19 protein-coding genes are annotated in these 22340 nt (G+C 69.4%); 8 read left to right on the top strand and 11 right to left on the bottom strand.

Features of this window, described 5'->3' with window-relative positions; all coding sequences use genetic code 11:
* Positions 1 to 50: 50 nt before the first annotated feature.
* From murI to clpS, 5 genes are read right to left on the bottom strand one after another with little or no spacing between them, the layout of a single operon-like run.
* Positions 51 to 866 carry a glutamate racemase gene (gene murI, locus A5730_RS10845; RefSeq protein ID WP_067899367.1) on the bottom strand — a complete coding sequence of 272 codons (816 nt, stop codon included), beginning with the start codon at positions 864 to 866 and terminating at the stop codon, positions 51 to 53.
* Complete coding sequence (locus A5730_RS10850; RefSeq protein WP_067899369.1) at positions 863 to 1543, bottom strand: rhomboid family intramembrane serine protease; 681 nt, start codon at positions 1541 to 1543, stop codon at positions 863 to 865. The genes murI and A5730_RS10850 overlap by 4 nt, the downstream gene beginning before the upstream one ends.
* 30 nt (positions 1544 to 1573) lie before the next feature.
* Positions 1574 to 2614, bottom strand: coding sequence for a P1 family peptidase (locus A5730_RS10855; RefSeq protein WP_067899372.1), 1041 nt, complete (start codon positions 2612 to 2614; stop codon positions 1574 to 1576).
* Entirely contained in the window at positions 2611 to 3198 is a 588-nt protein-coding gene (locus A5730_RS10860; protein ID WP_067899375.1) for a DUF2017 domain-containing protein, read from the bottom strand. Before A5730_RS10860 ends, A5730_RS10855 begins: the two co-directional genes overlap by 4 nt.
* A 25-nt stretch (positions 3199 to 3223) precedes the next feature.
* Positions 3224 to 3529 (bottom strand): ATP-dependent Clp protease adapter ClpS, encoded by a 306-nt coding sequence (gene clpS, locus A5730_RS10865; RefSeq protein ID WP_055404466.1) that lies wholly within the window; start codon positions 3527 to 3529, stop codon positions 3224 to 3226.
* Between the two features lie 67 nt (positions 3530 to 3596).
* On the opposite strand from clpS, the gene A5730_RS10870 reads away from it, so the two are divergent.
* A complete protein-coding gene (locus A5730_RS10870) occupies positions 3597 to 4910 on the top strand; it encodes a nicotinate phosphoribosyltransferase (RefSeq protein WP_067899378.1) in 1314 nt (437 codons plus the stop codon).
* A gap of 26 nt (positions 4911 to 4936) precedes the next feature.
* Positions 4937 to 6946 (top strand): ATP-dependent DNA helicase, encoded by a 2010-nt coding sequence (locus A5730_RS10875; RefSeq protein WP_156745757.1) that lies wholly within the window; start codon positions 4937 to 4939, stop codon positions 6944 to 6946.
* Here A5730_RS10875 and glgP read toward each other — a convergent pair.
* A complete protein-coding gene (gene glgP / locus A5730_RS10880) occupies positions 6930 to 9575 on the bottom strand; it encodes an alpha-glucan family phosphorylase (RefSeq protein ID WP_067899381.1) in 2646 nt (881 codons plus the stop codon). The two genes, A5730_RS10875 and glgP, sit on opposite strands and share 17 nt — an antisense overlap.
* Before the next feature lie 246 nt (positions 9576 to 9821).
* Here glgP and A5730_RS10885 point away from each other — a divergent pair, with 246 nt between their 5' ends.
* Both A5730_RS10885 and glgB read left to right on the top strand, forming a co-directional pair.
* Positions 9822 to 11936: an alpha-1,4-glucan--maltose-1-phosphate maltosyltransferase gene (locus tag A5730_RS10885; RefSeq protein WP_067899382.1), complete on the top strand. Its 2115-nt coding sequence runs from the start codon at positions 9822 to 9824 to the stop codon at positions 11934 to 11936.
* Position 11937: 1 nt separating this feature from the next.
* Complete coding sequence (gene glgB, locus A5730_RS10890; protein ID WP_067899385.1) at positions 11938 to 14133, top strand: 1,4-alpha-glucan branching protein GlgB; 2196 nt, start codon at positions 11938 to 11940, stop codon at positions 14131 to 14133.
* A gap of 4 nt (positions 14134 to 14137) precedes the next feature.
* On the opposite strand, the gene A5730_RS10895 is transcribed toward glgB, so the two are convergent.
* Together A5730_RS10895 and A5730_RS10900 are read right to left on the bottom strand one after the other, a co-directional pair.
* Positions 14138 to 15061 carry a tetratricopeptide repeat protein gene (locus tag A5730_RS10895; protein ID WP_067899388.1) on the bottom strand — a complete coding sequence of 308 codons (924 nt, stop codon included), beginning with the start codon at positions 15059 to 15061 and terminating at the stop codon, positions 14138 to 14140.
* A gap of 156 nt (positions 15062 to 15217) precedes the next feature.
* Positions 15218 to 16399 (bottom strand): acetyl-CoA C-acetyltransferase, encoded by a 1182-nt coding sequence (locus A5730_RS10900; protein ID WP_067899392.1) that lies wholly within the window; start codon positions 16397 to 16399, stop codon positions 15218 to 15220.
* A gap of 78 nt (positions 16400 to 16477) precedes the next feature.
* On the opposite strand from A5730_RS10900, the gene mce reads away from it, so the two are divergent.
* On the top strand, positions 16478 to 16945 hold the full coding sequence (gene mce, locus A5730_RS10905; protein WP_082946792.1) for a methylmalonyl-CoA epimerase: 468 nt from the start codon (positions 16478 to 16480) through the stop codon (positions 16943 to 16945).
* Here the strand turns inward: mce and A5730_RS10910 are convergent, their stop codons facing one another.
* Both A5730_RS10910 and nucS read right to left on the bottom strand, forming a co-directional pair.
* Positions 16946 to 17242 carry a hypothetical protein gene (locus A5730_RS10910; protein WP_067899398.1) on the bottom strand — a complete coding sequence of 99 codons (297 nt, stop codon included), beginning with the start codon at positions 17240 to 17242 and terminating at the stop codon, positions 16946 to 16948.
* A 22-nt stretch (positions 17243 to 17264) separates the two neighbouring features.
* A complete protein-coding gene (gene nucS / locus A5730_RS10915) occupies positions 17265 to 17936 on the bottom strand; it encodes an endonuclease NucS (protein ID WP_055404485.1) in 672 nt (223 codons plus the stop codon).
* A 45-nt stretch (positions 17937 to 17981) separates the two neighbouring features.
* Between nucS and A5730_RS10920 the strand changes: the two genes are divergently transcribed.
* On the top strand, positions 17982 to 19598 hold the full coding sequence (locus A5730_RS10920) for an adenylate/guanylate cyclase domain-containing protein (protein WP_067899401.1): 1617 nt from the start codon (positions 17982 to 17984) through the stop codon (positions 19596 to 19598).
* Between the two features lie 126 nt (positions 19599 to 19724).
* A complete protein-coding gene (locus A5730_RS10925) occupies positions 19725 to 20048 on the top strand; it encodes a hypothetical protein (protein ID WP_156745758.1) in 324 nt (107 codons plus the stop codon).
* Positions 20049 to 20071: 23 nt separating this feature from the next.
* On the opposite strand, the gene A5730_RS10930 is transcribed toward A5730_RS10925, so the two are convergent.
* Positions 20072 to 21319 carry an MFS transporter gene (locus A5730_RS10930; protein ID WP_067899687.1) on the bottom strand — a complete coding sequence of 416 codons (1248 nt, stop codon included), beginning with the start codon at positions 21317 to 21319 and terminating at the stop codon, positions 20072 to 20074.
* A 90-nt stretch (positions 21320 to 21409) separates the two neighbouring features.
* Between A5730_RS10930 and A5730_RS10935 the strand changes: the two genes are divergently transcribed.
* Positions 21410 to 22294 carry a LysR family transcriptional regulator gene (locus A5730_RS10935; protein ID WP_067899689.1) on the top strand — a complete coding sequence of 295 codons (885 nt, stop codon included), beginning with the start codon at positions 21410 to 21412 and terminating at the stop codon, positions 22292 to 22294.
* Positions 22295 to 22340 lie beyond the last annotated feature (46 nt).

The raw sequence follows: 22340 nt of genomic DNA on the forward strand, positions 1-22340 counted from the left end.
GCGATCGCAAGCGCGGCGAAGCCGGGTGAAGCGGGTCGGCACCATCAGCGCTAGTCGATCCGCACGTGGTGAACGGGTTGCACGCCGGTGACCGCGGGACCCAGAAATCGGGCCGCCAATCGGGTGAATGCGTCGGGGTCGCCAGTCGCCTCGAAGACCCGGGTCGCGGGCGGCGCGTCATGCGGTCGCAGCAGGTCGCGCTCGGTGAGCACCCGCAGCACCTCCTTGGCGGTTTCCTCGGCGCTCGACACGAGGGTCACGTGCTCCCCCATCGCCAGTTGGATCAGCCCCGACAGCAGCGGGTAGTGCGTGCACCCGAGCACCAGCGTGTCGACCTGGGCGCGCTGCAGCGGTTCGAGGTATCCCTCGGCCAGCCCGAGCACCTGACGGCCGCTCGTCACGCCCCGCTCGACGAAGTCGACGAAGCGCGGGCAGGCCACGGCGGTGATCTCGGTATCGCGGGCCGCCGCGAACGCGTCCTGATACGCGTGCGAGTTGATGGTCGCCTGCGTGCCGATGACCCCGATCCGGCCGTTGCGCGTCGTGGCGACCGCGCGGCGCACGGCCGGCAGGATCACCTCGACGACGGGTACGTCGTAACGCTCGCGGGCGTCGCGCAGGCAGGCGGCCGACGCCGTGTTGCACGCGATCACCAACGCCTTGACGCCGCGCCCGACCAGGTCGTCGCCGATGGCCAGCGCGTGCGCGCGCACCTCCGGAATGGTGAGCGGACCGTACGGGCCGTTGCCGGTGTCACCGACGTAGACGATGTCCTCGTCGGGGAGTTGGTCGATGATCGCCCGCGCGACGGTCAGTCCCCCGACGCCGGAGTCGAAGATCCCGACGGGCGCCAACGGCGAGCTCATGCGCTGGGGCGCGGCGTGGCGGCGCCGCCCTTTCTCTTCGCACGCGCCTTGCGTTCCGGCGCGGACAACCAGTAGGCGGCGATGACGCCGGCGATCGCGCCGCACAGGTGCCCCTGCCACGACACGCCCCCGCACCTGCCCAGCACCGGCATGGCGCCCAGCAGCACGCCGCCGTAAGCGAACAGCACCACCAGCCCGATCACGATGTCGGTGAACCGCCGGACGAAGATCCCGAACACCAGCAAGAAGGCCAGCCAGCCGAAGATCAGGCCGGAGGCGCCGATGTGATCGGTGGGCCCGCAGGAGCTGCCGACGTCGCCGATCAGCCATGTGCCGAAGCCGCCCAGGATCCACACGATCGCGGTGGCCCAGACGAACCGGCTCAGCCCGGCCAGCGTCATCAGAAAACCCAGCACCAGCAGCGGAATCGTATTGGCGATCAGGTGCTGCCAATTGGCGTGCAACACCGGGGCGAAGACGATCCCCCACAGCCCGTCGGCCTCGAGCGGCCTGATGCCGTTCGCGTCCAGCGAATGCCGGGTCAGCTGGTCGATCAGCTCGATGAGGTAGAGCAGCGCGACGAAGGTGAGGATCGTGGCCCCGCCCACCATCCACGGGGGCCGCTTCGCCCGCGCCCCGGATGGGCCCGATCGTCCCGTCGGGGTGGTCTTAGCCATAGCTGCAGGTTACCGGCGCCGGCGAACTCATCATCGGGAAAACGCCCCGGGCAGCACGTCGCGGTAGGTGGGTATCCCCGCCACCGACTCCGCGGCGAGCACGCCGACCAGCACCGCACGCGCCAGGCAGTCGGCCGCGGCGGCGCCCACCTCCGCGGCCAGCCGCATCTCCGGCGAGAACGAGGCGGGCGCATCGGGCGGCGGCGGGACCTCCACCGCCCCGGTCGCCAACGCGAACACCGTGTCGCCGTCAAACGGGGTGTGCGCCGGGCGGACGGCGCGGGCCAGCCCGTCCTGGGCGGCGACGGCGACGCGCCGGCACGCGGCCGCGCTGAGCGCCGCGTCGGTGGCCACCACGGCGATCACGGTGTTGAGCGGGTTCTGCAGCGGGCCCGCCGCGGTGGGCAACTGCGCGAAGGCGTCGATCTGCTCCGCCGGCGGCGGTCGCAGCCCGAACTCCTGCACCAGGTCCGCCATCCATGGCAGGCCGGTGGCCCGGTCGGCGACGTCACCGGCGGAGTTCACCACCACCAGCGCGCCCACGGTCACCCCGCACGGCAACGCCGTCGAGGCGGTCCCGACGCCGCCCTTGAACACCCCGGCCCGCGCCCCCACCCCAGCGCCGACGCTCCCGACGTCCGGCGCGCCCGCCGCTTCGGCGGCTTCGCAGGCCCGGTACCCGAACTCCGCCGTCGGGCGACAGTCCCAGCCGCCCACGGGCAGGTCGAAGATCACCGCGCCGGGCACGATGGGCACCACCCCGCCGGTCATCGCCACGCCACGTTCGCGTTCCTCCAGCCAGCGCATCACCCCGTCGGCTGCCGCCAGGCCGTAGGCGCTGCCGCCGGCGAGCAGCACCGCGTCGACGTACCGGACGGTGTTGGCGGGGTCGAGCAGGTCGGTCTCGCGGGTGCCGGGGGCGCCGCCGCGGCAATCGACGGCACCGATGGTCCCGGGCGGGGTCAGCACGACGGTGACGCCGCAGGCCCACCCGGCGCCCATAGTCGCGTCGGGGTCGAGTCGGTGATGGTGACCGACGCGGATGCCGCCGACATCGGTGATGGCGTTCATCCGGCCGGTCTGCCCATCAGCACCAGGACCAAGTACTCCTGCAACACGGTCAGCCATTGATAGACATCGAAGTGCACCGCCAGCGGGTGGTCGGCGGGCAGGCGCTCCGGCCCCTGCGGGCCGACCTCGAGCATCACGCCCAACGTCAGCCGGATGTCGTTGACGGCCGCGATCCACGCGTTGGCGTCCTCCTCGGTCAGCTCGAAGCGGCCGCCGTCGTTCGGAATGGATTCCAACAAGCGTTGTGCGGCAACGCGTTTGGCCTCGATGATCTCGGGCTCGTGCAGGCTGCGCAGCACGGCGTTGAGGCCGTTCGCGGCCTCGGGGTCCGACGGGTCGTCGTGGTCGGGATGGAAGAAATCGGGCAGCAGCCGGCGCAGGGTCGGGTCCTTCGGCGGGTCGCTGTTTCCGGTCCGTATGCCGGTGATCTCCTCGAGTTCGTCTGCGGGCGAGGAGGATTCGCGTTCATCGAGCAACCCGACCATAGCGGTGGCCAGGTTCTTCAGCAGTGCGGCTTCGTGAGACGCCAGGGCGGACCGGAACCGGGGACCGTCCGCGGTCTCGACGCGCTTCCACTTGCGCACAGGTAATCGCCGGAGCCCTCGAAGATCACCGGTCCTGCTGCAGGGTCGCCCACAATCCGGCGGCATGCAGCTTGGACACGTCGACTTCCATGGACTCCCGGCTGCCGGCCGACACCACCGCCTTGCCTTCGTTGTGCACCTGCAGCATCAGCTTGGTGGCGTGCGGCTCGCTGTAGCCGAACAGCTTCTGGAACACGTACGTCACATAGGTCATCAGGTTGACCGGGTCATCCCACACGATGGTGACCCACGGACTCGCCGTGACCTCTACCGGCGCGGACTCGCGTTGTCCTGTAGTGCCCGGCTTAGTGGGCGCTGACATAACAACCATGGTCTACACGATACCGAGCGATAGGTGAGGTTTCCGAGCCCCCGACGGCAGCCGATACCGTTATGGAATGAACGACGCGGTCGTAACTGGGCTGCTTACCGACAAGTACGAGTTGACGATGTTGGCGGCCGCGCTGCAAGACGGCACCGCCGATCGCCCGACGACCTTCGAACTGTTCGCCCGCCGACTGCCCGAGGGCCGCCGTTACGGCGTGGTCTGCGGGACCGGCCGGTTGCTCGAGGCGTTGCCGCAGTTCGGGTTCGACGAGGAGGCGTGCGACGTGCTGGCGCAGTTCCTCGATCCAGATACGTTGCGCTACTTACGCGATTTCCGATTCGGCGGTGACATGGACGGTTACGCCGAAGGCGAGCTGTACTTTCCCGGCTCCCCCGTCCTGTCGGTGACCGGCACTTTCGCCGAATGCGTCGTGCTGGAGACGCTCGCGTTGTCGATCTTCAATCACGACACCGCGGTGGCCTCCGCGGCGGCGCGGATGGTCAGTGCGGCCAGGGACCGACCGTTGATCGAGATGGGATCGCGCCGAACCCACGAATACGCCGCGGTCGCCGCCGCGCGTGCCGCCTACATCGCCGGCTTCGCCGCCTCCTCCAACCTCGAGGCCCAGCGCCGCTACGGCATACCCGCGCAGGGCACCTCGGCGCACGCGTTCACCATGCTGCACGCGAGCGACCAAACGGCCGAAGAGACCGAACTGGCCGCGTTCCGGGCCCAGGTCGACGCGCTGGGCGTCGACACCACGTTGCTGGTCGACACCTACGACGTGACGACCGGCGTGGCCAACGCCGTCGCCGCCGCCGGAACGTCGCTGGGCGCGGTGCGGATCGACTCCGGTGAGCTGGGCGTGCTCGCGCGCCAGGTCCGCGACCAGCTCGACCGGTTGGGCGCCACCGGCACCCGCATCGTGGTCTCCGGTGACCTCGACGAGTTCTCCATCGCGGCCCTGGGCGCCGAACCGGTGGACAGTTACGGCGTCGGCACGTCGCTCGTGACGGGTTCGGGCGCGCCGACCGCGAACATGGTCTACAAACTGGTCGAAGTGGACGGGATACCGGTGCAAAAGCGCAGCAGCCGCAAGGAATCCCACGGCGGCCGCAAGGAGGCGCTGCGCCTGACGCGACCGTCGGGCACCGTCACCGAGGAGGTGGTGTACCCGGCGGGCCGCCGGCCCGCCGCGGGCGAACCGGCCCGGGTGCTGACCGTCCCGCTGGTCCGCGGGGGCGACGTCGTCGCCAAACCGAATGTGGCGCAGGCGCGCGAGCTGGTAGCTTCCGGACTGCGCAGCCTGCCGTGGGAGGGCCTGAACCTGTCGCACGGCGAGCCCGCGATCCCGACGACGCAGATTCCCGCCGGTCACCGGTAGCACCAGAGAGGGTAGCCACGTCCGAAGTGTCCGTGCCCGAGTTGCTGGCCGCCGCCGTGGCCGGGCTGGGCGGCAGTGAGCGCGGCGGTCAACTCGAGATGGCCAACGCCGTCGCGCGGGCGTTCGCGACCAGTGAGCACCTGGTCGTGCAGGCAGGCACCGGCACGGGAAAGTCGCTGGCGTACCTGGTGCCCGCGATCGTTCGCGCCATCGACGACGACTCGCCGGTCGTCGTGTCCACGGCGACCATCGCGCTGCAGCGCCAGCTCGTCGATCGCGACCTGCCCAGGCTGATCGACTCGATCGCCGCCGCGCTGCCGCGCCGCCCGCAGTTCGCACTACTCAAGGGCCGGCGAAACTATCTGTGCCTGAACAAGATTCACAACGGTGGCGCCGAGGCCGAGGAAGACGCCGGCGACCGGCCGCAGGAGGAACTCTTCGATCCGATGGCGGCCACCGCGCTGGGCCGCGACGTCCAACGGCTCACCGCCTGGGCGTCGACGACTGAATCCGGCGACCGCGACGACCTGAAACCCGGTGTGCCGGATCGATCCTGGTCGCAGGTCAGCGTTTCGGCGCGGGAATGCCTGGGCGTGGCCCGCTGCCCGTTCGGCACCGAGTGCTTCTCGGAACGGGCGCGCGGCCGGGCCGGCGCGGCCGACATCGTGGTGACCAACCACGCGCTGCTTGCCATCGACGCCGTCTCCGAGTCGGCCGTGCTGCCCGAACACGCGCTGCTGGTGGTGGACGAGGCCCACGAGCTGGTTGACCGGGTCACGTCGGTGGCCACCGCGGAATTGACGCCGGCCGCCCTGGGCGTCGCGGCGCGGCGGATCGCCCGGTTGGTCAATCCCGAACTGTCCCAACGCTTGGAGGTCGCGACGGCCAACTTCGCCGCGGCCATCCATGACGCCACCCCGGGCCGCATCGACCGCCTCGACGACGAGCTGGCGACCTACCTGACCGCGCTGCGCGACGCCGCCGGCGCGGCGCGCTCGGCGATCGACACCACCAGCGACGCGAAAGCGGCCGCGGCACGCGCCGAGGCGATCGCGGCGCTCGCCGAGATATCGGATACCGCCTCGCGGGTCCTCACCTCCTTCGCCCCGGCGATCCCCGATCGCACCGATGTGGTGTGGCTGGATCACGAGGACAACCGGGGCGCGATGCGCCCGGTCCTGCGGGTGGCGCCGCTGTCGGTCGCGGGCCTGCTGCGCGAGCGGGTGTTCTCCCGATCCACCGCGGTGCTGACGTCGGCGACCCTGGCCATCGGCGGAACCTTCGACGCGATGGCCGCGGCGTGGGGCCTGACCGCTCCCGACACCCCGGCTGCGCGCTGGCGCGGTGTCGACGTCGGTTCGCCGTTCCACCACGCCAAGGCCGGCATCCTGTACGTCGCGGCCCACCTGCCGCCGCCGGGCCGGGACGGCACCGGCTCGGCCGAGCAGCTGACCGAGATCGCCGAGCTCATCACCGCGGCGGGCGGGCGGACCCTGGGCCTGTTCTCGTCGATGCGCGCCGCGCGGGCCGCCGCCGAGGCCATGCGCCAGCGACTGTCGACGCCGGTGCTGTGTCAGGGTGACGACAGCACCTCCGCGCTGGTCGAGCAGTTCAGCGCCGACCCCCAAACCTCGCTGTTCGGCACGCTGTCGCTGTGGCAGGGTGTCGACGTTCCCGGGCCGTCGCTGTCCCTGGTGCTCATCGATCGCATCCCGTTTCCGCGGCCGGACGACCCGCTGCTGGGCGCCCGGCAGCGCGCGGTCGCCGCGCGCGGCGGCAACGGTTTCATGGCCGTCGCCGCCAGCCACGCCGCCTTGTTGTTGGCCCAGGGCGCGGGCCGGCTGTTGCGTCGCGTCACCGACCGCGGAGTGGTCGCGGTGCTGGACTCGCGGATGGTCACCGCCGGCTACGGCGCCTACCTGTGCGCCTCGCTGCCGCCGTTCTGGCAGACCACCGACCCCGCGCAGGTGCGCGCGGCGCTGGAGCGACTGCGCGCCGCGTCGGAGGGGCCGCCGAAGGTCAGCGGGCCAGGGTGACCAGGCCCAACTCGGCGCTGGAGGCCAGCATCGGGTGACGGGGCAGCACGCGCACCGTGTACCCGACCGCACCCGCCAGCGGTAACGACAGCGTCGTCGAGAACACCTGGTTGCCCCCTTCGGCGGTGCCGGTGTACGACATCTCGACGGTGACCGGATCCAGCAGCGCGTCGCTGGAGTCCACCCGACCCACCAGGCCCTGGACCGTGACCTCGTCGGGCGCCAGCCCGTCCAGCGCGACGGTGGCCGTCAGGGTCAACTTGGAGCCGAGCACGGGGGTGTCCGGCAATCCGGTGCTGTCGACGTCGGTGATGGTGATCTTGGGCCAGGCCTCCTCCGCGCGCCGACGGTAGGCCGCCACCTCGCGCGCCGCGCCGAACTCATTGCCGTCCTCGCCGTCCTCGGCGGGCCCCACGGTCCTGCGCAGCGACTGCGCCGCGGGCATGTAGTACTGCTGCACGTAATCGAGCACCATCCGCGACGCCAGCACCTTCGGCCCGAGCGTCTGCAAGGTGTGCCGCACCATCTCGATCCAGCGCGGCGGCACCCCGTGTTCGTCGCGTTCGTAGAACTTGGGCGCCACGGCCTGTTCCAGGAGGTCGTAGAGGGCGCTGGCCTCCAGGTCGTCGCGACGGGTTTCGTCCGTCACACCGTCGGCAGACGGTATCTCCCAACCGTTTTCGCCGTCGTACCACTCGTCCCACCAGCCGTCGCGGATGGACAGGTTCAACCCGCCGTTGAGCGCGCTCTTCATGCCGGACGTGCCGCACGCCTCCAGCGGCCGTAGCGGGTTGTTCAACCAGACATCGCAACCCCAGTACAGGAGCCGCGCCATTGACATGTCGTAGTCGGGCAGAAACGCGATGCGATGACGCACCTCCGGCCGGTCGGCGAAGCGCACCACCTGCTGGATCAACGCCTTGCCGCCATCGTCGGCCGGGTGCGACTTCCCCGCGACGATCAGCTGAATCGGCCTCTGCTCGTCGACCAGCAGGCGTTCGAGCCGCTCCGGGTCGCGCAGCATCAGCGTCAACCGCTTGTACGTGGGCACCCGCCGCGCGAAGCCGATAGTGAGCACGTCGGAGTCGAACGCCTTTGCGATCCAACCCAATTCGGCGTCGGACGCGCCGCGTTCCAGCCACGATTTGCGCAGCCGCCGCCGCACGTCCTCGACCAACAGCGAGCGCAGTTGGGACCGGATCCACCAAAGATGGCCCGAATCAACCTGGTTCAGGCGCAGCCAGACACCCGGGTCGGCGAACGAGTCCGAGCCCGCCAGCTCGTGCCCCAACTGCAACCATTGCGGAGCCGCCCAGGTGCGCGCGTGCACTCCGTTGGTGATCGACCCGATCGGCACCTCGTCGGCGTCGAAGCCCGACCACAGCTCGCTGAACATGGCCCGGCTCACCTCGCCGTGCAGCAGCGATACGCCGTTGGCCCGCTGCGCCAGCCGCAGACCCATGTGCGCCATGTTGAATTTGGTCGGATCGTCCTCGGCGCCGAGCGCGAGAACGCGGGCGGTCGGCACGCCCGGCAACAACACGGGCGCGCTCTTCCCGCCGGCCTTCTCGGTCTTCTTACCGGCGTCCTCCTCGACATGCCCGTCGAAGTAGAGCCGCACCATGTCGATCGGAAACCGGTCGATGCCGGCGGGCACCGGGGTGTGGGTGGTGAAGACCGTGCTGGAGCGCACGACGGCCAGCGCGGTGTCGAAGTCGAGCCCCGCATCGGTCATCAGCTCGCGGATGCGTTCGGCTCCGAGGAACCCGGCGTGCCCCTCGTTCATGTGGAACACCTCGGGGGCGGGCAGGCCCTCGATGGCGGTGAACGCGCGGATCGCGCGCACCCCGCCGATGCCGGCCAGCAGCTCCTGACGCATCCGGTGCTCTTGGTCGCCGCCGTACAGCCGGTCGGTGATGCCGCGCAGCTCGTGCTCGTTCTCGGGGACGTCGGAATCGAGCAGCAGCAGCGGCACCCGTCCCACCTGCGCCACCCAGATCCGCGCGTGCAGCTGGGCGGCGTCGGGCAGCGTCAGTTCGACCAGGACGGGGTCGCCGGCGGCATCGGTGAGCAGCCGCAACGGCAGCCCCTGGGGGTCCAGCGACGGGTAGGTCTCGTTCTGCCAGCCGTCCGCGGTCAGCGACTGGCGGAAATACCCGGACCGGTAGTAGAGGCCGACCGCCACCAGCGGCGCGCCCAAATCCGACGCCGCCTTCAGGTGGTCCCCGGCGAGGATGCCCAAACCGCCCGAGTAATTGGGCAGCACCTCGGCGACGCCGAACTCCATCGAGAAGTAGGCGATGGCCGCCGGCATCGCCCGACCTTCGGCCTGCTGCTGCTGATACCAGAGCGGACGGCTCAGGTAATCGTTCAGGTCGGCGGCCAGTTGGTCGAGCCGGCCGAGGAACGCCTCGTCGAGCGCCAGCTCGTCGAGGCGGGCCGGATTGACCGCGCCCAGCAACGCGACCGGGTCGGCGCCGCACCGCTGCCACAACCCCGCGTCCACCGTCGCGAACAAGTCCTGGGTGGGCCTGTCCCATGACCATCGCAAGTTGATCGACAGCTGGTCCAGCGCGGCCAGCCGCTCGGGAAGGTGAGCTCGGACGGTAAAGCGGCGGAGGGCTTTCACGCGTCCTTACCTTACTGAGGATTTCGCTCGGTGCACGGCGGCGGAGAGCGCTTTTCGCGCCAAGGGTGTGACCGGACACTAGGGTGGGTATCGGTTAGTTATTGGGGCCGCAACGGCGCTTCCCCGCAGAGGAAGTTCCCCACGACAGGAAGTTTCGCCAGACGAGAGGCATTCCGCGACGGAGTACACCGCGGTTTGGCCGCACACAATCGGAACCAGCCGACGACGATTCGGAAATGGAGTGTTGTGCCTGGTCGGGTCGAGATCGATAACGTCCAACCCGTCGTCTCCTGCGGCGCGTATCCCGCCAAGGCGGTGGTCGGCGAGACCGTCCCGGTCAGCGCGGCGGTGTGGCGGGAAGGCCACGAGGCCGTCGCGGCGACGCTGGTGGTGCGCTACCTCGGGCCGCGCTATCCGCAAGTGACCGAGACGCGCCGACTCAAGGCGGTGCAGGCTCCCGTCAAGGTCGCATCCGAGGTCGACGGCGGCGTGGACCAGCAACGGATCAAGCCGCTGCTGCTGCCGATGACATTGGGCGTCGAGCCCTACGTTTTCCACGGGCAATTCACGCCCGACCGGGTCGGCCTGTGGACCTTCAGGGTCGACGGCTGGGGTGACCCCATCGACTCCTGGCGGCACGGCCTGGTCGCCAAACTGGAAGCCGGTCAGGGCGAGACGGAACTGTCCAACGACCTACTGGTAGGGGCCGCGCTGTTCGAGCGCGCCGCCACCGCGGTGCCGCGCGCGCGGCGCGACCCGCTGCTGGCGGCCGCCACGGCGTTGCGAAGCCCCGGGGACCCGACCACCCGCACCGCGCTGGCCCTGGCGCCGGAGATCGACGACATCCTCGGCGAGTATCCGTTGCGCGATTTGGTCACGCGCGGCGATCAATACGGGGTCTGGGTGGATCGGCCGCTGGCGCGCTTCGGCTCGTGGTACGAGATGTTCCCCCGCTCGACCGGCGGGTGGGACGCGGACGGCAAGCCCGTGCACGGCACGTTCGCCACGGCGGCCGCCCAGCTTCCCCGCATCGCGGCAATGGGATTCGACGTCGTGTACCTGCCGCCGATTCACCCGATCGGCAAGATCCACCGCAAGGGGCGCAACAACTCTCCGACCGCCGCCCCTTCAGATGTGGGCTCCCCCTGGGCAATTGGCAGTGACGAGGGCGGCCACGACGCCATCCATCCCGAGCTGGGCACCATCGAGGACTTCGACGCGTTCGTGGCCGCGGCGGGCGAACTGGGCATGGAGGTGGCGCTGGATCTGGCGTTGCAGTGCGCGCCCGACCATCCGTGGGCGCGCGAGCATCGCGAGTGGTTCACCGAATTGCCCGACGGCACCATCGCCTACGCGGAAAACCCGCCCAAGAAATACCAGGACATCTACCCGCTCAACTTCGACAACGACCCGGCCGGCCTGTACGACGAGGTGCTGCGCGTCGTGCGGCACTGGATGGACCACGGCGTCAAGTTCTTTCGGGTGGACAACCCGCACACCAAGCCGCCGAACTTCTGGGCGTGGCTGATCGCCCAGGCCAAGGGCATCGACCCCGACGTGCTGTTCCTCTCCGAGGCCTTCACCCCGCCGGCCCGGCAGTACGGGCTGGCCAAGCTCGGCTTCACCCAGTCCTACAGCTACTTCACCTGGCGCACGGCCAAGCAGGAACTCACCGAGTTCGGCGACGCCATCGCCGCCGCCGCGGATTTCCGGCGGCCGAACCTGTTCGTGAACACCCCCGACATCCTGCACGCCATCCTGCAGCACAACGGCCCGGGAATGTTCGCCATCCGCGCCGTGCTGGCGGCGACCATGGGTCCGGCGTGGGGCGTGTATTCGGGCTACGAGCTGTTCGAACACCGCGCGGTGCGTGAGGGCAGCGAGGAGTACCTGGACTCGGAGAAGTACGAGCTGCGGCCGCGTGACTTCGCGGGCGCTCTGGCCGAGGGTCGCTCGCTCGAGCCGTTCATCACGCTGCTCAACTCGATTCGGCGGCTGCACCCAGCGCTGCAGCAGCTACGCACCATCCATTTCCACAGCGTCGACAACGATGCGCTACTGGCCTACAGCAAGTTCGACCCGGCCACGGGCGACTGCGTGTTGGTGGTGGTGACGCTCAACGCGTATGGCGCCGAGGAAGCCACCCTGTTTTTGGACATGGCGGCATTGGGTATGGAGCCCTACGAACGATTTTGGGTGCGCGATGAAATCACCGGCCAAGAATTCCAATGGGGGCAAGCAAACTACGTTCGCATCGACCCTGCGCGGGCCGTCGCGCATGTGATCAACATGCCGCTCATCCCACAGGAGTCGCGAATGAAGCTGCTCCGGAGGCCGCCACACGGACCGGAGGGATTGTGACATGAGCCAAGCCGATCAACTCGCCAAGACGCACCTGGCGCCGGACCCGGCCGACCTGTCGCGCCTGCTGGCGGGCACGCATCACAACCCGCACGGCGTCCTGGGCGCCCACGAGTACGCCGACCACACCGTCATCCGCGCGTTCCGCCCGCACGCCGCCGAGGTGGTCGCGCTCGTCGGCGAGGACAAATTCCCGCTGCAGCACATCGAATCCGGCCTGTTCGCCACGGCGTTGCCGTTCACCAACCTGATCGACTATCGGCTGCAGGTGAAATACGAGGGTTCCGACCCCTACGTCGTCGCCGACGCCTACCGCTTTCTGCCCACCCTGGGCGAGGTCGACCTCTTCCTGTTCAACGAGGGCCGTCATGAGCGACTCTGGGAAGTCCTTGGCGCGCACCCCCGCTCGTTCACCACGGCCGACGGGGTCGTCAACGGGGTGTCGTTCGCGGTGTGGGCACCGAACGCCAAGGGCGTCAGCCTGATCGGTGAGTTCAACGGATGGACGGGCAACGACGCCCCGATGCGCTCGCTGGGGTCCTCCGGGGTGTGGGAGCTGTTCTGGCCCGACTTCCCCGCCGACGGCCTGTACAAGTTCCGCGTGCACGGCGCCGACGGCGTGGTGACCGATCGGGCCGACCCGATGGCCTTCGCCACCGAGGTGCCGCCGCATACCGCCTCGCGGGTGACGCGCAGCAAGTACACCTGGCAGGACGCCGACTGGATGGAGCAGCGCGCCCAGCGCAACCCGGTCTTCGAGCCGATGAGCACCTACGAGGTGCACCTCGGATCGTGGCGCCCCGGCCTGAACTATCGGCAGCTGGCCGAGGAGCTGACCAATTACGTTGTGGAGCACGGGTTCACCCACGTCGAGCTGCTTCCCGTCGCCGAGCATCCCTTCGCCGGATCGTGGGGTTACCAGGTGACGTCGTACTTCGCGCCGACGTCGCGGTTCGGCACACCCGACGAGTTCCGGGCGCTGGTCGACGCGCTGCACCGCGCCGGCATCGGCGTCATCGTGGACTGGGTGCCGGCGCATTTCCCCAAAGACGCCTGGGCGCTGGGCCGGTTCGACGGCACCCCCCTCTACGAGCACTCCGACCCCAAGCGTGGCGAGCAATTGGATTGGGGCACCTACGTATTCGACTTCGGCCGCAACGAGGTGCGCAACTTCCTGGTGGCCAACGCGCTGTATTGGCTCGAGGAGTACCACGTCGACGGCCTGCGCGTGGACGCGGTGGCGTCCATGCTGTACCTGGACTACTCGCGCCCGGAAGGCGGCTGGACCCCCAACATCTACGGCGGCCGGGAAAACCTGGAGGCCGTGCAGTTCCTACAGGAGATGAACGCCACGGTGCACAAGTCGGCCCCCGGCATCGTCACCATCGCCGAGGAGTCGACGTCGTGGCCGGGCGTGACACGCCCGACAAACCTTGGCGGCCTGGGTTTTTCGATGAAGTGGAACATGGGCTGGATGCACGACACCCTCGACTACATCAGCCGCGACCCGATCTACCGCAACTACCACCACCACGAGATGACGTTCTCGATGCTCTACGCGTTCAGCGAGAACTACGTGCTGCCGATCAGCCACGACGAGGTGGTGCACGGCAAGGGCACGCTGTGGGGGCGGATGCCGGGCAACAATCACGTCAAGGCCGCCGGGCTGCGCAGCCTGCTGGCCTACCAGTGGGCGCATCCCGGTAAGCAATTGCTGTTCATGGGGCAGGAATTCGCCCAGCGCGCCGAATGGTCCGAGGAACGCGGCCTGGACTGGTGGCAACTCGACGAGCAGGGCTTCTCCAACGGTGTGCTACGTATGGTGCGCGACATCAACGCCATCTACCGCATCCGCCCGGCGCTGTGGAGCCAGGACACCATTCCCGACGGCTACTCCTGGATCGACGCGAATGACTCGGCCAACAACGTGCTGAGCTTTTTGCGGTATGGCAGCGACGGCTCGGTCATGGCTTGCGTGTTCAACTTCGCCGGCAGCGAGCACAGCGGTTACCGGCTCGGCCTGCCGTCCGCGGGCCGCTGGCGCGAGGTGCTCAACACCGACGCCACCGACTACAACGGCTCGGGCATCGGCAACATGGGCGGCGTCGACGCCACCGAGGACCCGTGGCACGGCCGGCCGGCGTCCGCGGTGCTGGTGTTGCCGCCCAACTCGGCCCTGTGGCTCGAACCGGAGTAGGCCCTCAGTAGAGCGCGTTGGCGAGGTTGCGCCGTCCGGCGACGACCTCGGGGTCGGCCGGATCGAAGAGCTCGAAAAGCTCGATCAGCCGGGTGCGCACCCGCGTGCGGTCGTCGCCGGATGTGCTGCGTACCAACGTGATCAGGCGCTCGAACGCCGCGCTCACGTCCTGATTGAGGATTTGCACGTCCGCGGCCGCCAAGGCCGCGTCGATGTCGCCCGGGGCCGCATCGGCCGCCGCGGGGGCGTCGGGCGGATGGGCGGTCGCGCGCATGAGGAAGTCGATCTGCCGGATCGCGCCCTTCGCTTCGACGCTGCCCGGGTTGGCGTCCAGAATCGCCTGGTAGGCGTCTCTGGCGCCCGCGAAGTTGCCCGCCTCGAGCTGTTCGCGCGCGGCCGCCAGCTCGGGGTCCACCACCTCGTCACCCACGGAACCGGCTGGGCCCCTTAGCTTTCCGGCCGTCGCCGATAGGATCTGATCCAGCCAGCCCCGCAATTGGTCGGGCGGCTGCATGCCCTGGAAACTCGAGATGGGCTGCCCGGCGGCCAACGCCACGACGGTCGGGACGGCGTCGACGCCGAATATCTGGGCGACCCTGGGTGCCACGTCGACGTTGACCGTTGCCAGCGACCACTGGCCGTTGTCCTGCGCCGCCATGCCGGACAGCGTGTCCAGCAGCTGGACACACGCGTCGCTGCGCGGCGACCACAGCAGCACCACGACGGGCACTTCCTCCGACCGCAGCAGGACGTCGCTCTCGAAATTCGCCTCGGTGATGGCCGAGACGCCGGGGCCACCCTCGGCGGCCGGCGGTGCGGCGCCGCCGGTCCCGCCGGCCGGCGGTTGCTGCTGGGCCCGCTGCTTGAGACCGGACAAGTCGACGGCACCGGCCAGCGCGGGGCCGATTGAGGGTCGCGGACGCGTCACGCCGTCAAGTTTGTCATGCGAATCGCCGACCCCTCCACCCGGTGGCGCGCCGCTCGGGCGGGCCGGAGGGCCCCGCGAGCGGGGGTATGACGAAGATCACAAAAGTTCCCGCACGCGTCACGCCAGCAACGTCGATGAGCGTGATCCGGATGCCGCTTAGTTTGCCCGCAGGATCAGCGCGTCGCCCTGGCCGCCCGCTCCGCACAGCGCCGCGACGCCGTAGCCGGAGCCGCGGCGGGCCAGCTCCAGGGCCACATGCAGGGTGATCCGGGCGCCCGACATGCCGATCGGGTGGCCCACGGCGATCGCGCCGCCGTTGACGTTGACGAGCTCGGGGTCCACACCGAGTTCGCGGGTCGAGGCCAGCGCGACCGCCGAGAACGCCTCATTGATCTCGACGACGTCGAGCTGGTCGACGGTGATGCCCTCGCGGCTGAGCGCTTTCTTGATCGCGTTGGCCGGCTGCGACTGCAGCGTGGAGTCCGGTCCGGCGACGACGCCGTGCGCACCGATCTCGACCAGCCAGGTCAGCCCCAGCTCCTCCGCCTTGGCCTTGTTCATCACCACCACGGCCGCCGCGCCGTCGGAGATCTGCGACGCCGAACCGGCGGTGATGGTGCCGTCCTTGCGGAAGGCCGGTTTGAGGCCGGCCAGGGACTCGGCGGTGGTGTTGGCGCGAATCCCCTCGTCCTCGGTGAACTGCAGCGGATCACCCTTGCGCTGCGGGATGTTGACCGGAACGACCTCGTCGGCGAAGACGCCGTCCTTCCACGCCGCGGCGGCCTTCTGGTGCGACCGCGCAGCGAACTCGTCCTGTTCGGCGCGGGTGAACTTGTCGAGGTCGTTGCGCTGCTCGGTCAGCGCGCCCATCGGCTGGTCGGTGAAGACGTCGTGCAGGCCGTCGTAGGCCATGTGGTCCAGGACCGTGACGTCGCCGTACTTGTAGCCCGCCCGGCTGTCCATCAGCAAATGTGGCGCCCTGGTCATCGACTCCTGGCCGCCGGCCACCACCACGTCGAATTCGCCGGCGCGGATCAGCTGGTCAGCCAGCGCGATGGCGTCGATACCGGACAGGCACATCTTGTTGATCGTCAGCGCGGGAACGTCCCAGCCGATGCCGGCCGCTACCGCCGCCTGGCGCGCGGGCATCTGGCCGGCCCCGGCGGTCAACACCTGGCCCATGATCACGTACTCGACCGCCGAGGCGGGGACGTTGGCCTTCTCCAACGCGCCGGCGATCGCGATCGCACCCAAGTCGCTCGCCGAGAAATCCTTCAGCGAACCCATCAACTTGCCGATCGGCGTGCGCGCTCCAGCAACGATCACCGACGTCGTCATAACAACCTCCCAAGGGTCCGCGGACGGCCGATTCGGCCTCCCGGAGAAGCGCAATCTTTGCCGCCAGGTTACCTTTATGTGATGACGACCGATCAAGTTGACGCCCGTCAGGTCCTGGCCACCGAGCTGGTGACGGCGATCGATCACGTCGGCATCGCAGTCGCCGACCTGGACACCGCAATCGCGTGGTACCACGACCACCTCGGCATGATCCTGGTGCACGAGGAAGTGAACTCCGACCAGGGAATCCGCGAGGCCATGCTGGCCGTGCGCGGCGCCGCGGCGGGTACCGCGCAGATCCAGCTGATGGCCCCGATCGACGACTCCTCGACCATCGCCAAGTTCCTCGACAAGCGGGGGCCGGGCATCCAGCAGATGGCGGTCCGGGTGACCGACCTCGACAGCCTGGTCGAGCACCTGCGTTCGCAGGGCATCCGGCTCGTCTACGAGACGCCGCGTCGTGGCACGGCAAACTCGCGGATCAACTTCATCCACCCCAAGGACGCCGGCGGCGTGCTCATCGAGCTGGTCGAACCGGCCGCCTGATCACGACCACTTCCTGGTCGGGCCCCGCGTGGCGCGGTGGCTCCAGCACGGGGCGTGCCAATGGCGCCGATCGTCGGGTCCCCCGATGGTTGGATCGGTCGGCCACACCACCAGATGTGCGGTGCCCGAGCGTATTTCGTGATCACATCCGGGACAGCGGTAGGTCTTGACCGCGCGGGCCGCCGCGACGGGGCGGACCTCGTATTCGTGGCCGTCGGGCCCGATCTCCACCCGGCGCAACTCCGGGGGCGGCGACGACGGCCGGTGCCGGCGGGGCGGTGTGCGGCGCCGTGCCATGCCGCCAGCCTAGCCGCCGGGCTCAGAACAGCCGGTATTCGTCGCTGTCCATCCCCCGCATCTTGTCGTAATCCAGTGTGATGCAACGGATCCCGCGGTCGGTGGCCAGGGTGCGCGCCTGCGGCTTGATCTGCTGGGCGGCGAACACCCCCTTCACCGGCGCGAGCACGCTGTCCCGGTTGAGCAGCTCGAGGTAACGGGTCAGCTGCTCGACGCCGTCGATCTCGCCGCGCCGCTTGATCTCCACCGCGACCGAGCCGCCTCGCTCGTCGCGGCAGAGCAGGTCGACGGGCCCGATGGCGGTCATGTACTCGCGACGAACCAGCGTGTACCCCTCGCCGAGCAGCTGCACGTGCTCGGCGAGCAACGCCTGCAGGTGAGCCTCGACCCCGTCCTTGACCAGTCCGGGGTCCACCCCGAGGTCGTGGCTGGAGTCGTGCTCGACGTCCTCGACGGTGATGCGCAGCTGCTCGCCGGCCTTGTTCTGCACCACCCACACGGGCGCGTCGTCGCCGGGCTCCTCGGTCAGCCAGCAGGGCGGGCTCATCCAATTCAGCGGCTTGTAGGCCCGGTCGTCGGCGTGCACGCTGACCGATCCGTCGGCCTTGAACAGCAGCAGCCGCCGGGCGGACGGAAGATGCGCGGTGAGCCGGCCGACGTAGTCCACGGTGCATTGGGCGATCACTAGACGCACCCGACTCACCTTAGAGCGTGGCCGACAAATTAGGCTGACGCCACCATGTCGGCCACCCAGAGCTTGGCGAGACGCATCGGGCGGGTGCTCGAGACGGTCACCCGTCAGAGCGGCCGGCTACCGGAGACCCCGGCGTACGGCTCCCTGCTGCTGGGCCGGGTCTCCGAGAGTCAGCGCCGTCGCCGCATCCGCATCCAGGTCATCCTCACCGTGCTGGTTCTGGGCGCCAACCTGATCGGCATCGTGGTCGCGCTGCTGTTGGTGATCGTCGCCGTTCCGCAGCCGAGCATCTTCCACGACGCACCGGCCTGGATCACGTTCGGGGTCTCACCGGCCTACATCGCGTTGGCCCTGGCGGTGGGCACGTATTGGATCACCCGCCGGACCGTGATCTCGTTGCGCTGGGCGATCGAGGAGCGCTCGCCGAACGCGGATGACGAGCGCAACACCTTCCTGGCCCCGTGGCGGATCGCCCGCTTCGACCTCATCCTGTGGGGTGTCGGGGCGGTGGTTTACACGACGCTCTACGGCCTGATCAACACGCTGTTCATCCCGCGATTCCTGGTGGCGGTGAGCATCTGCGGCGTCCTGGTGGCCACCGCCAGCTATCTGATCGCCGAGTTCGCCCTGCGTCCCGTCGCGGCGCAGGCCCTGGAGGCGGGGCCACCTCCACGGCGTTTCTCGGCCGGGATCATGGGCCGGACGATGGTGGTCTGGTTTCTCGGTTCGGGACTGCCCGTGCTCGGCATCGCTTTTCTCGCGGGCTTCCAGGCCCTGCTGCGGAACCTGACCGAGACCGAGTTCGCGGTCGGCGTGTTGATCGTCTCGATGGCCACGGTGATCTTCGGTTGCCTCTTGATGTGGATTCTGGCCTGGCTCACCGCAACTCCCGTGCGCGTGGTCCGCGCCGCGCTGAGGCGCGTCGAGCGCGGCGACCTGCGGGGTGATCTCGTCGTTTTCGACGGCACCGAACTCGGTGAGCTGCAACGGGGTTTCAACGCCATGGTCGACGGGCTGCGTGAGCGGGAACGCGTCCGTGACCTGTTCGGCCGGCACGTCGGACGCGAGGTCGCCCTGGCCGCGGAGCGCGAGCGGCCGAAGCTGGGCGGCGAAGAACGCCATGTGGCAGTCCTATTCATCGACATCGTCGGGTCCACGCAGCTGGTAACCAGCCGACCCCCCGCCGAGACCGTTCAATTGCTCAACCGATTCTTCGGGATAGTCGTCGAAGAGGTCGACCGACACTGCGGGCTGGTCAACAAGTTCGAGGGCGACGCGACGCTGGCCATCTTCGGGGCCCCCAATCATCTTGAGCGTCCGGAAGACGAGGCGCTGGCCGCCGCGCGAGCCATGGCCGAGCGGCTGGACAACGAAATGTCGGAGTGCGAGGCCGGTATCGGCGTCGCGGCTGGGCAGGTCGTCGCCGGCAACGTCGGCGCCAGGGAACGCTTCGAATACACCGTGATCGGCGGGCCGGTCAACGAGGCGGCCCGCCTGTGCGAGCTCGCCAAGTCGCACCCCGGCCGGCTGCTCGCGACCGCCGACGCGCTGCAGGGCGCGAGCGAGAACGAACGCGCGCGTTGGTCTTTGGGCGAGACGGTGACCCTTCGCGGGCACGAGCGCCCCACTCAACTGGCCTCACCCACCGACCGGTCGGGTTGATTGATTTTCGAGCCGAGTGGGTAAGGGAATTGAAGACATCGCCCCTTACAGATTGGTGTTGACATGACCGGTAGCGGAACCGCCCGCCGTGTTTCTGTCGCCGCGGGAATTGCCGCGGTGATTGCCTTGAGTTCGCTGACCGCGGGCTGCGGCTCGGGCAAAGACAACAAGAACCCGACGACTTCGACCTCGACCGTCACCACCTCCGTCACCACCCCGGCCAGCGTCACGACGACGGCCCCGGCGGCAACCAGTCCTGCCGCACCGGGCGGCGGCGGTCCGGAAACCGGACCCGGTGGCGCCACGACCGCCGGACCGGGTGGTTCCGGCGCCGGCGCCGGGCCCGGTGGGGCGAGCGCGGGCGTGCCGGGTGCCGGGGCTTCCGCCGGACCCGGCGGCGCGGGCGCCTGCGCCGGCGGCGTCTGCGTGGGCACCCCTCCCAGCCCGTAATCGCCTACGGGCACCGGCCGGGATCACTCCACGGTGACAGAGGCCGCAACGACGTGGTTGTTGGTGCGGGGGCCGCTCTCCCGCACCAACAACGCCACCAGTCCTGCGCCGGCCACCAGCAGCGCCCCGACGAAACCGACGGTCGCCGGCCAGCCGCCGACGCCGTACACCAGGCCGCCGAACGCGCCGGCCACTGATCCGCCCAGGTAGTAGCTGAACAGATACAGCGCCGCCGCCTCCGCGCGGTCGCGCTGCGCGACCGCGCCCACCCATCCGCTGGCCACGGTGTGCGCGGCGAAGAAGCCACCGGTGAAGGCGCCGACGCCCACGATGACGGCGACCAGGGCGTGCGGCACGGTGAGCAACAGGCCGGTCACCGCAACCGGCATGGCAACGCCCAGCACGAGTGGGCGTCCCCTACTGTCGGCGAGCCGCCCGGCCACCACCGATGTCCAGGTGCCGACCAGGTACAGCAGGAACAGCAGGCCGATTTCCGACGGCGCCAGGCCGAATGGCCGGGCGGTCAGCCGGTAGCCGAGGTAGTTGTACACGGTCACGAACCCACCCATCAGCACGAACCCCACGGCGAAGAGCTTCAGCAGCAACGGGTTTCGCAGATGCGCGGCAAGGTTGCGCACGCCGGCCCGCACGCTCGCCTCCCTCGGGTTGAAGAACTGAGATCGCGGCACCAGGGCGGCGAAAACCACTGTGCCGACCAGCGTCGTCAGGGAGCACACCAGCAGCGCCACCCGCCAATCGCTGATCTCGATGACCAACGACGGAACCAGTCGCCCGGCCAGCCCGCCGACCGTCGTGCCGGCGATGTAGCGTCCCATCGCCGACCCGAGCGACGAGGCGTGCACCTCCTCGGCCAGGAACGCCATCGCGACCGCCGGTATCCCCGCGAGCGCGACGCCCTGCACCGCCCGGCCGACGAGCAAGACGCCGAGGTTCGGGCTGAACGGCAACAACAGCCCGATCACGCTGGACGCCACCCCCGAGGTCAGCATCACCGTGATGCGGCCGTAGCGCTCGGAAAGGACGCTGGCGGGAATGATGCAGACGGCCAGCATCCCCGTGGTGAGCGAGACCGTGAGCGCCGCGGTGGCCGGGCCGATCCGGTAGGACGCCGACAGGGCCGGTAGCAGTGCCTGGGTGCAGTACATCGCGGCGAAGCTGGCGACCCCGGCGCCACAGAGCGCCGCGGTCAGTCGCCGGTAGCCACGACTGCCGGCGCGGTGCGCGACGGGGGTCGACAGGCACCGGGACATGCCGTTCATCCTGCGCTCCGCCGGTAATCCACGGAAATGAATTATTCGTTGGTTTAATATGCTTTTTGGGCATAAGCCGAGGTGGTGCGCGTGACAGGCGACGACTACGAGTGGTTCGTCACACTCGCGGAGCTGGAACACGTCACGGCGGCCGCCGAACAGCTTCGCGTGGCCCAGCCGACACTGACCCGAATGCTCGCGCGCCTGGAGCGGCGACTGGGCGTGGCACTGTTCGATCGGCGGGGTAAGCGCCTGTCGCTCAACACCTATGGCCGGATCTTCTACGAGCACGCCCGGCGGGCACAGCTGGAACTCGACTCGGCCAGGCGGGCGATTGACGATCTGGCGAACCCGGCCGTCAGCGAGATCCGGGTGGGCTTCCTCGGCTCGTTCGGGGCGACGGTGGTACCGCGCTTGATCGCGCGGTTCAAGGAATCCTCACCGCGCGTGGCCTTCGCGCTCGAGGAGGGCGCCGCCGAATCGATCGGCGACCTGGTGCTGGCCGGAGGTGTCGATGTCGGGGTGGTTTCACCGCGGCCGCGCCGGCCAACTCTGGCCTGGCGCAGCCTGTTTCGACAGCGGCTCGGTGTCGCAGTGCCGCGCGCTCACCGATTCGAGGGCAGCGCCGCGGTGTCCATGAGCGAACTGGCCGACGAGCCCGTCGTGGCCATGCAGCCCGGCTTCGGCATGCGACGGCTGCTCGACGAGCTTTGCGCCGCGGCACACTTTCAGCCCCGGATCGTGCTGGAGGCGGCGAACCTCACAACGACGGCCGGCCTGGTGGCCGCCGGACTGGGCGTCAGCCTGATGCCCATCGACGGCAGCGACTACGCACCGGGGTTGAGCGTGGTGCCGCTGGCCGACGCCGACGCGTACCGCGATGTGGGCATGATCTGGGACTCGGGCCGCCCGCTGTCCCGTGCGGGCCGCGATTTCATTGCGGCCGCCGCGGCCGTGCGGCAGGACGGACCCTGAGGCGACGTCTCACTGCGATGTCGCTTTTCCGCCAGTTTTGTCACCC

This window comes from Mycobacterium sp. ACS4054 (assembly GCF_001667275.1).
In the GTDB taxonomy this organism is placed as follows: domain Bacteria; phylum Actinomycetota; class Actinomycetes; order Mycobacteriales; family Mycobacteriaceae; genus Mycobacterium.

Coding starts and splice junctions, on each gene's coding strand:
- A5730_RS10870 (WP_067899378.1), top strand. CDS start 3,597: ATGAACGACGCGGTCGTAACTGGGCTGCTTACCGACAAGTACGAGTTG.
- A5730_RS10930 (WP_067899687.1), bottom strand. CDS start 21,319: ATGTCCCGGTGCCTGTCGACCCCCGTCGCGCACCGCGCCGGCAGTCGT.
- A5730_RS10920 (WP_067899401.1), top strand. CDS start 17,982: ATGTCGGCCACCCAGAGCTTGGCGAGACGCATCGGGCGGGTGCTCGAG.
- A5730_RS10900 (WP_067899392.1), bottom strand. CDS start 16,399: ATGACGACGTCGGTGATCGTTGCTGGAGCGCGCACGCCGATCGGCAAG.
- A5730_RS10850 (WP_067899369.1), bottom strand. CDS start 1,543: ATGGCTAAGACCACCCCGACGGGACGATCGGGCCCATCCGGGGCGCGG.
- A5730_RS10910 (WP_067899398.1), bottom strand. CDS start 17,242: ATGGCACGGCGCCGCACACCGCCCCGCCGGCACCGGCCGTCGTCGCCG.
- A5730_RS10855 (WP_067899372.1), bottom strand. CDS start 2,614: ATGAACGCCATCACCGATGTCGGCGGCATCCGCGTCGGTCACCATCAC.
- murI (WP_067899367.1), bottom strand. CDS start 866: ATGAGCTCGCCGTTGGCGCCCGTCGGGATCTTCGACTCCGGCGTCGGG.
- glgB (WP_067899385.1), top strand. CDS start 11,938: ATGAGCCAAGCCGATCAACTCGCCAAGACGCACCTGGCGCCGGACCCG.
- clpS (WP_055404466.1), bottom strand. CDS start 3,529: ATGGTTGTTATGTCAGCGCCCACTAAGCCGGGCACTACAGGACAACGC.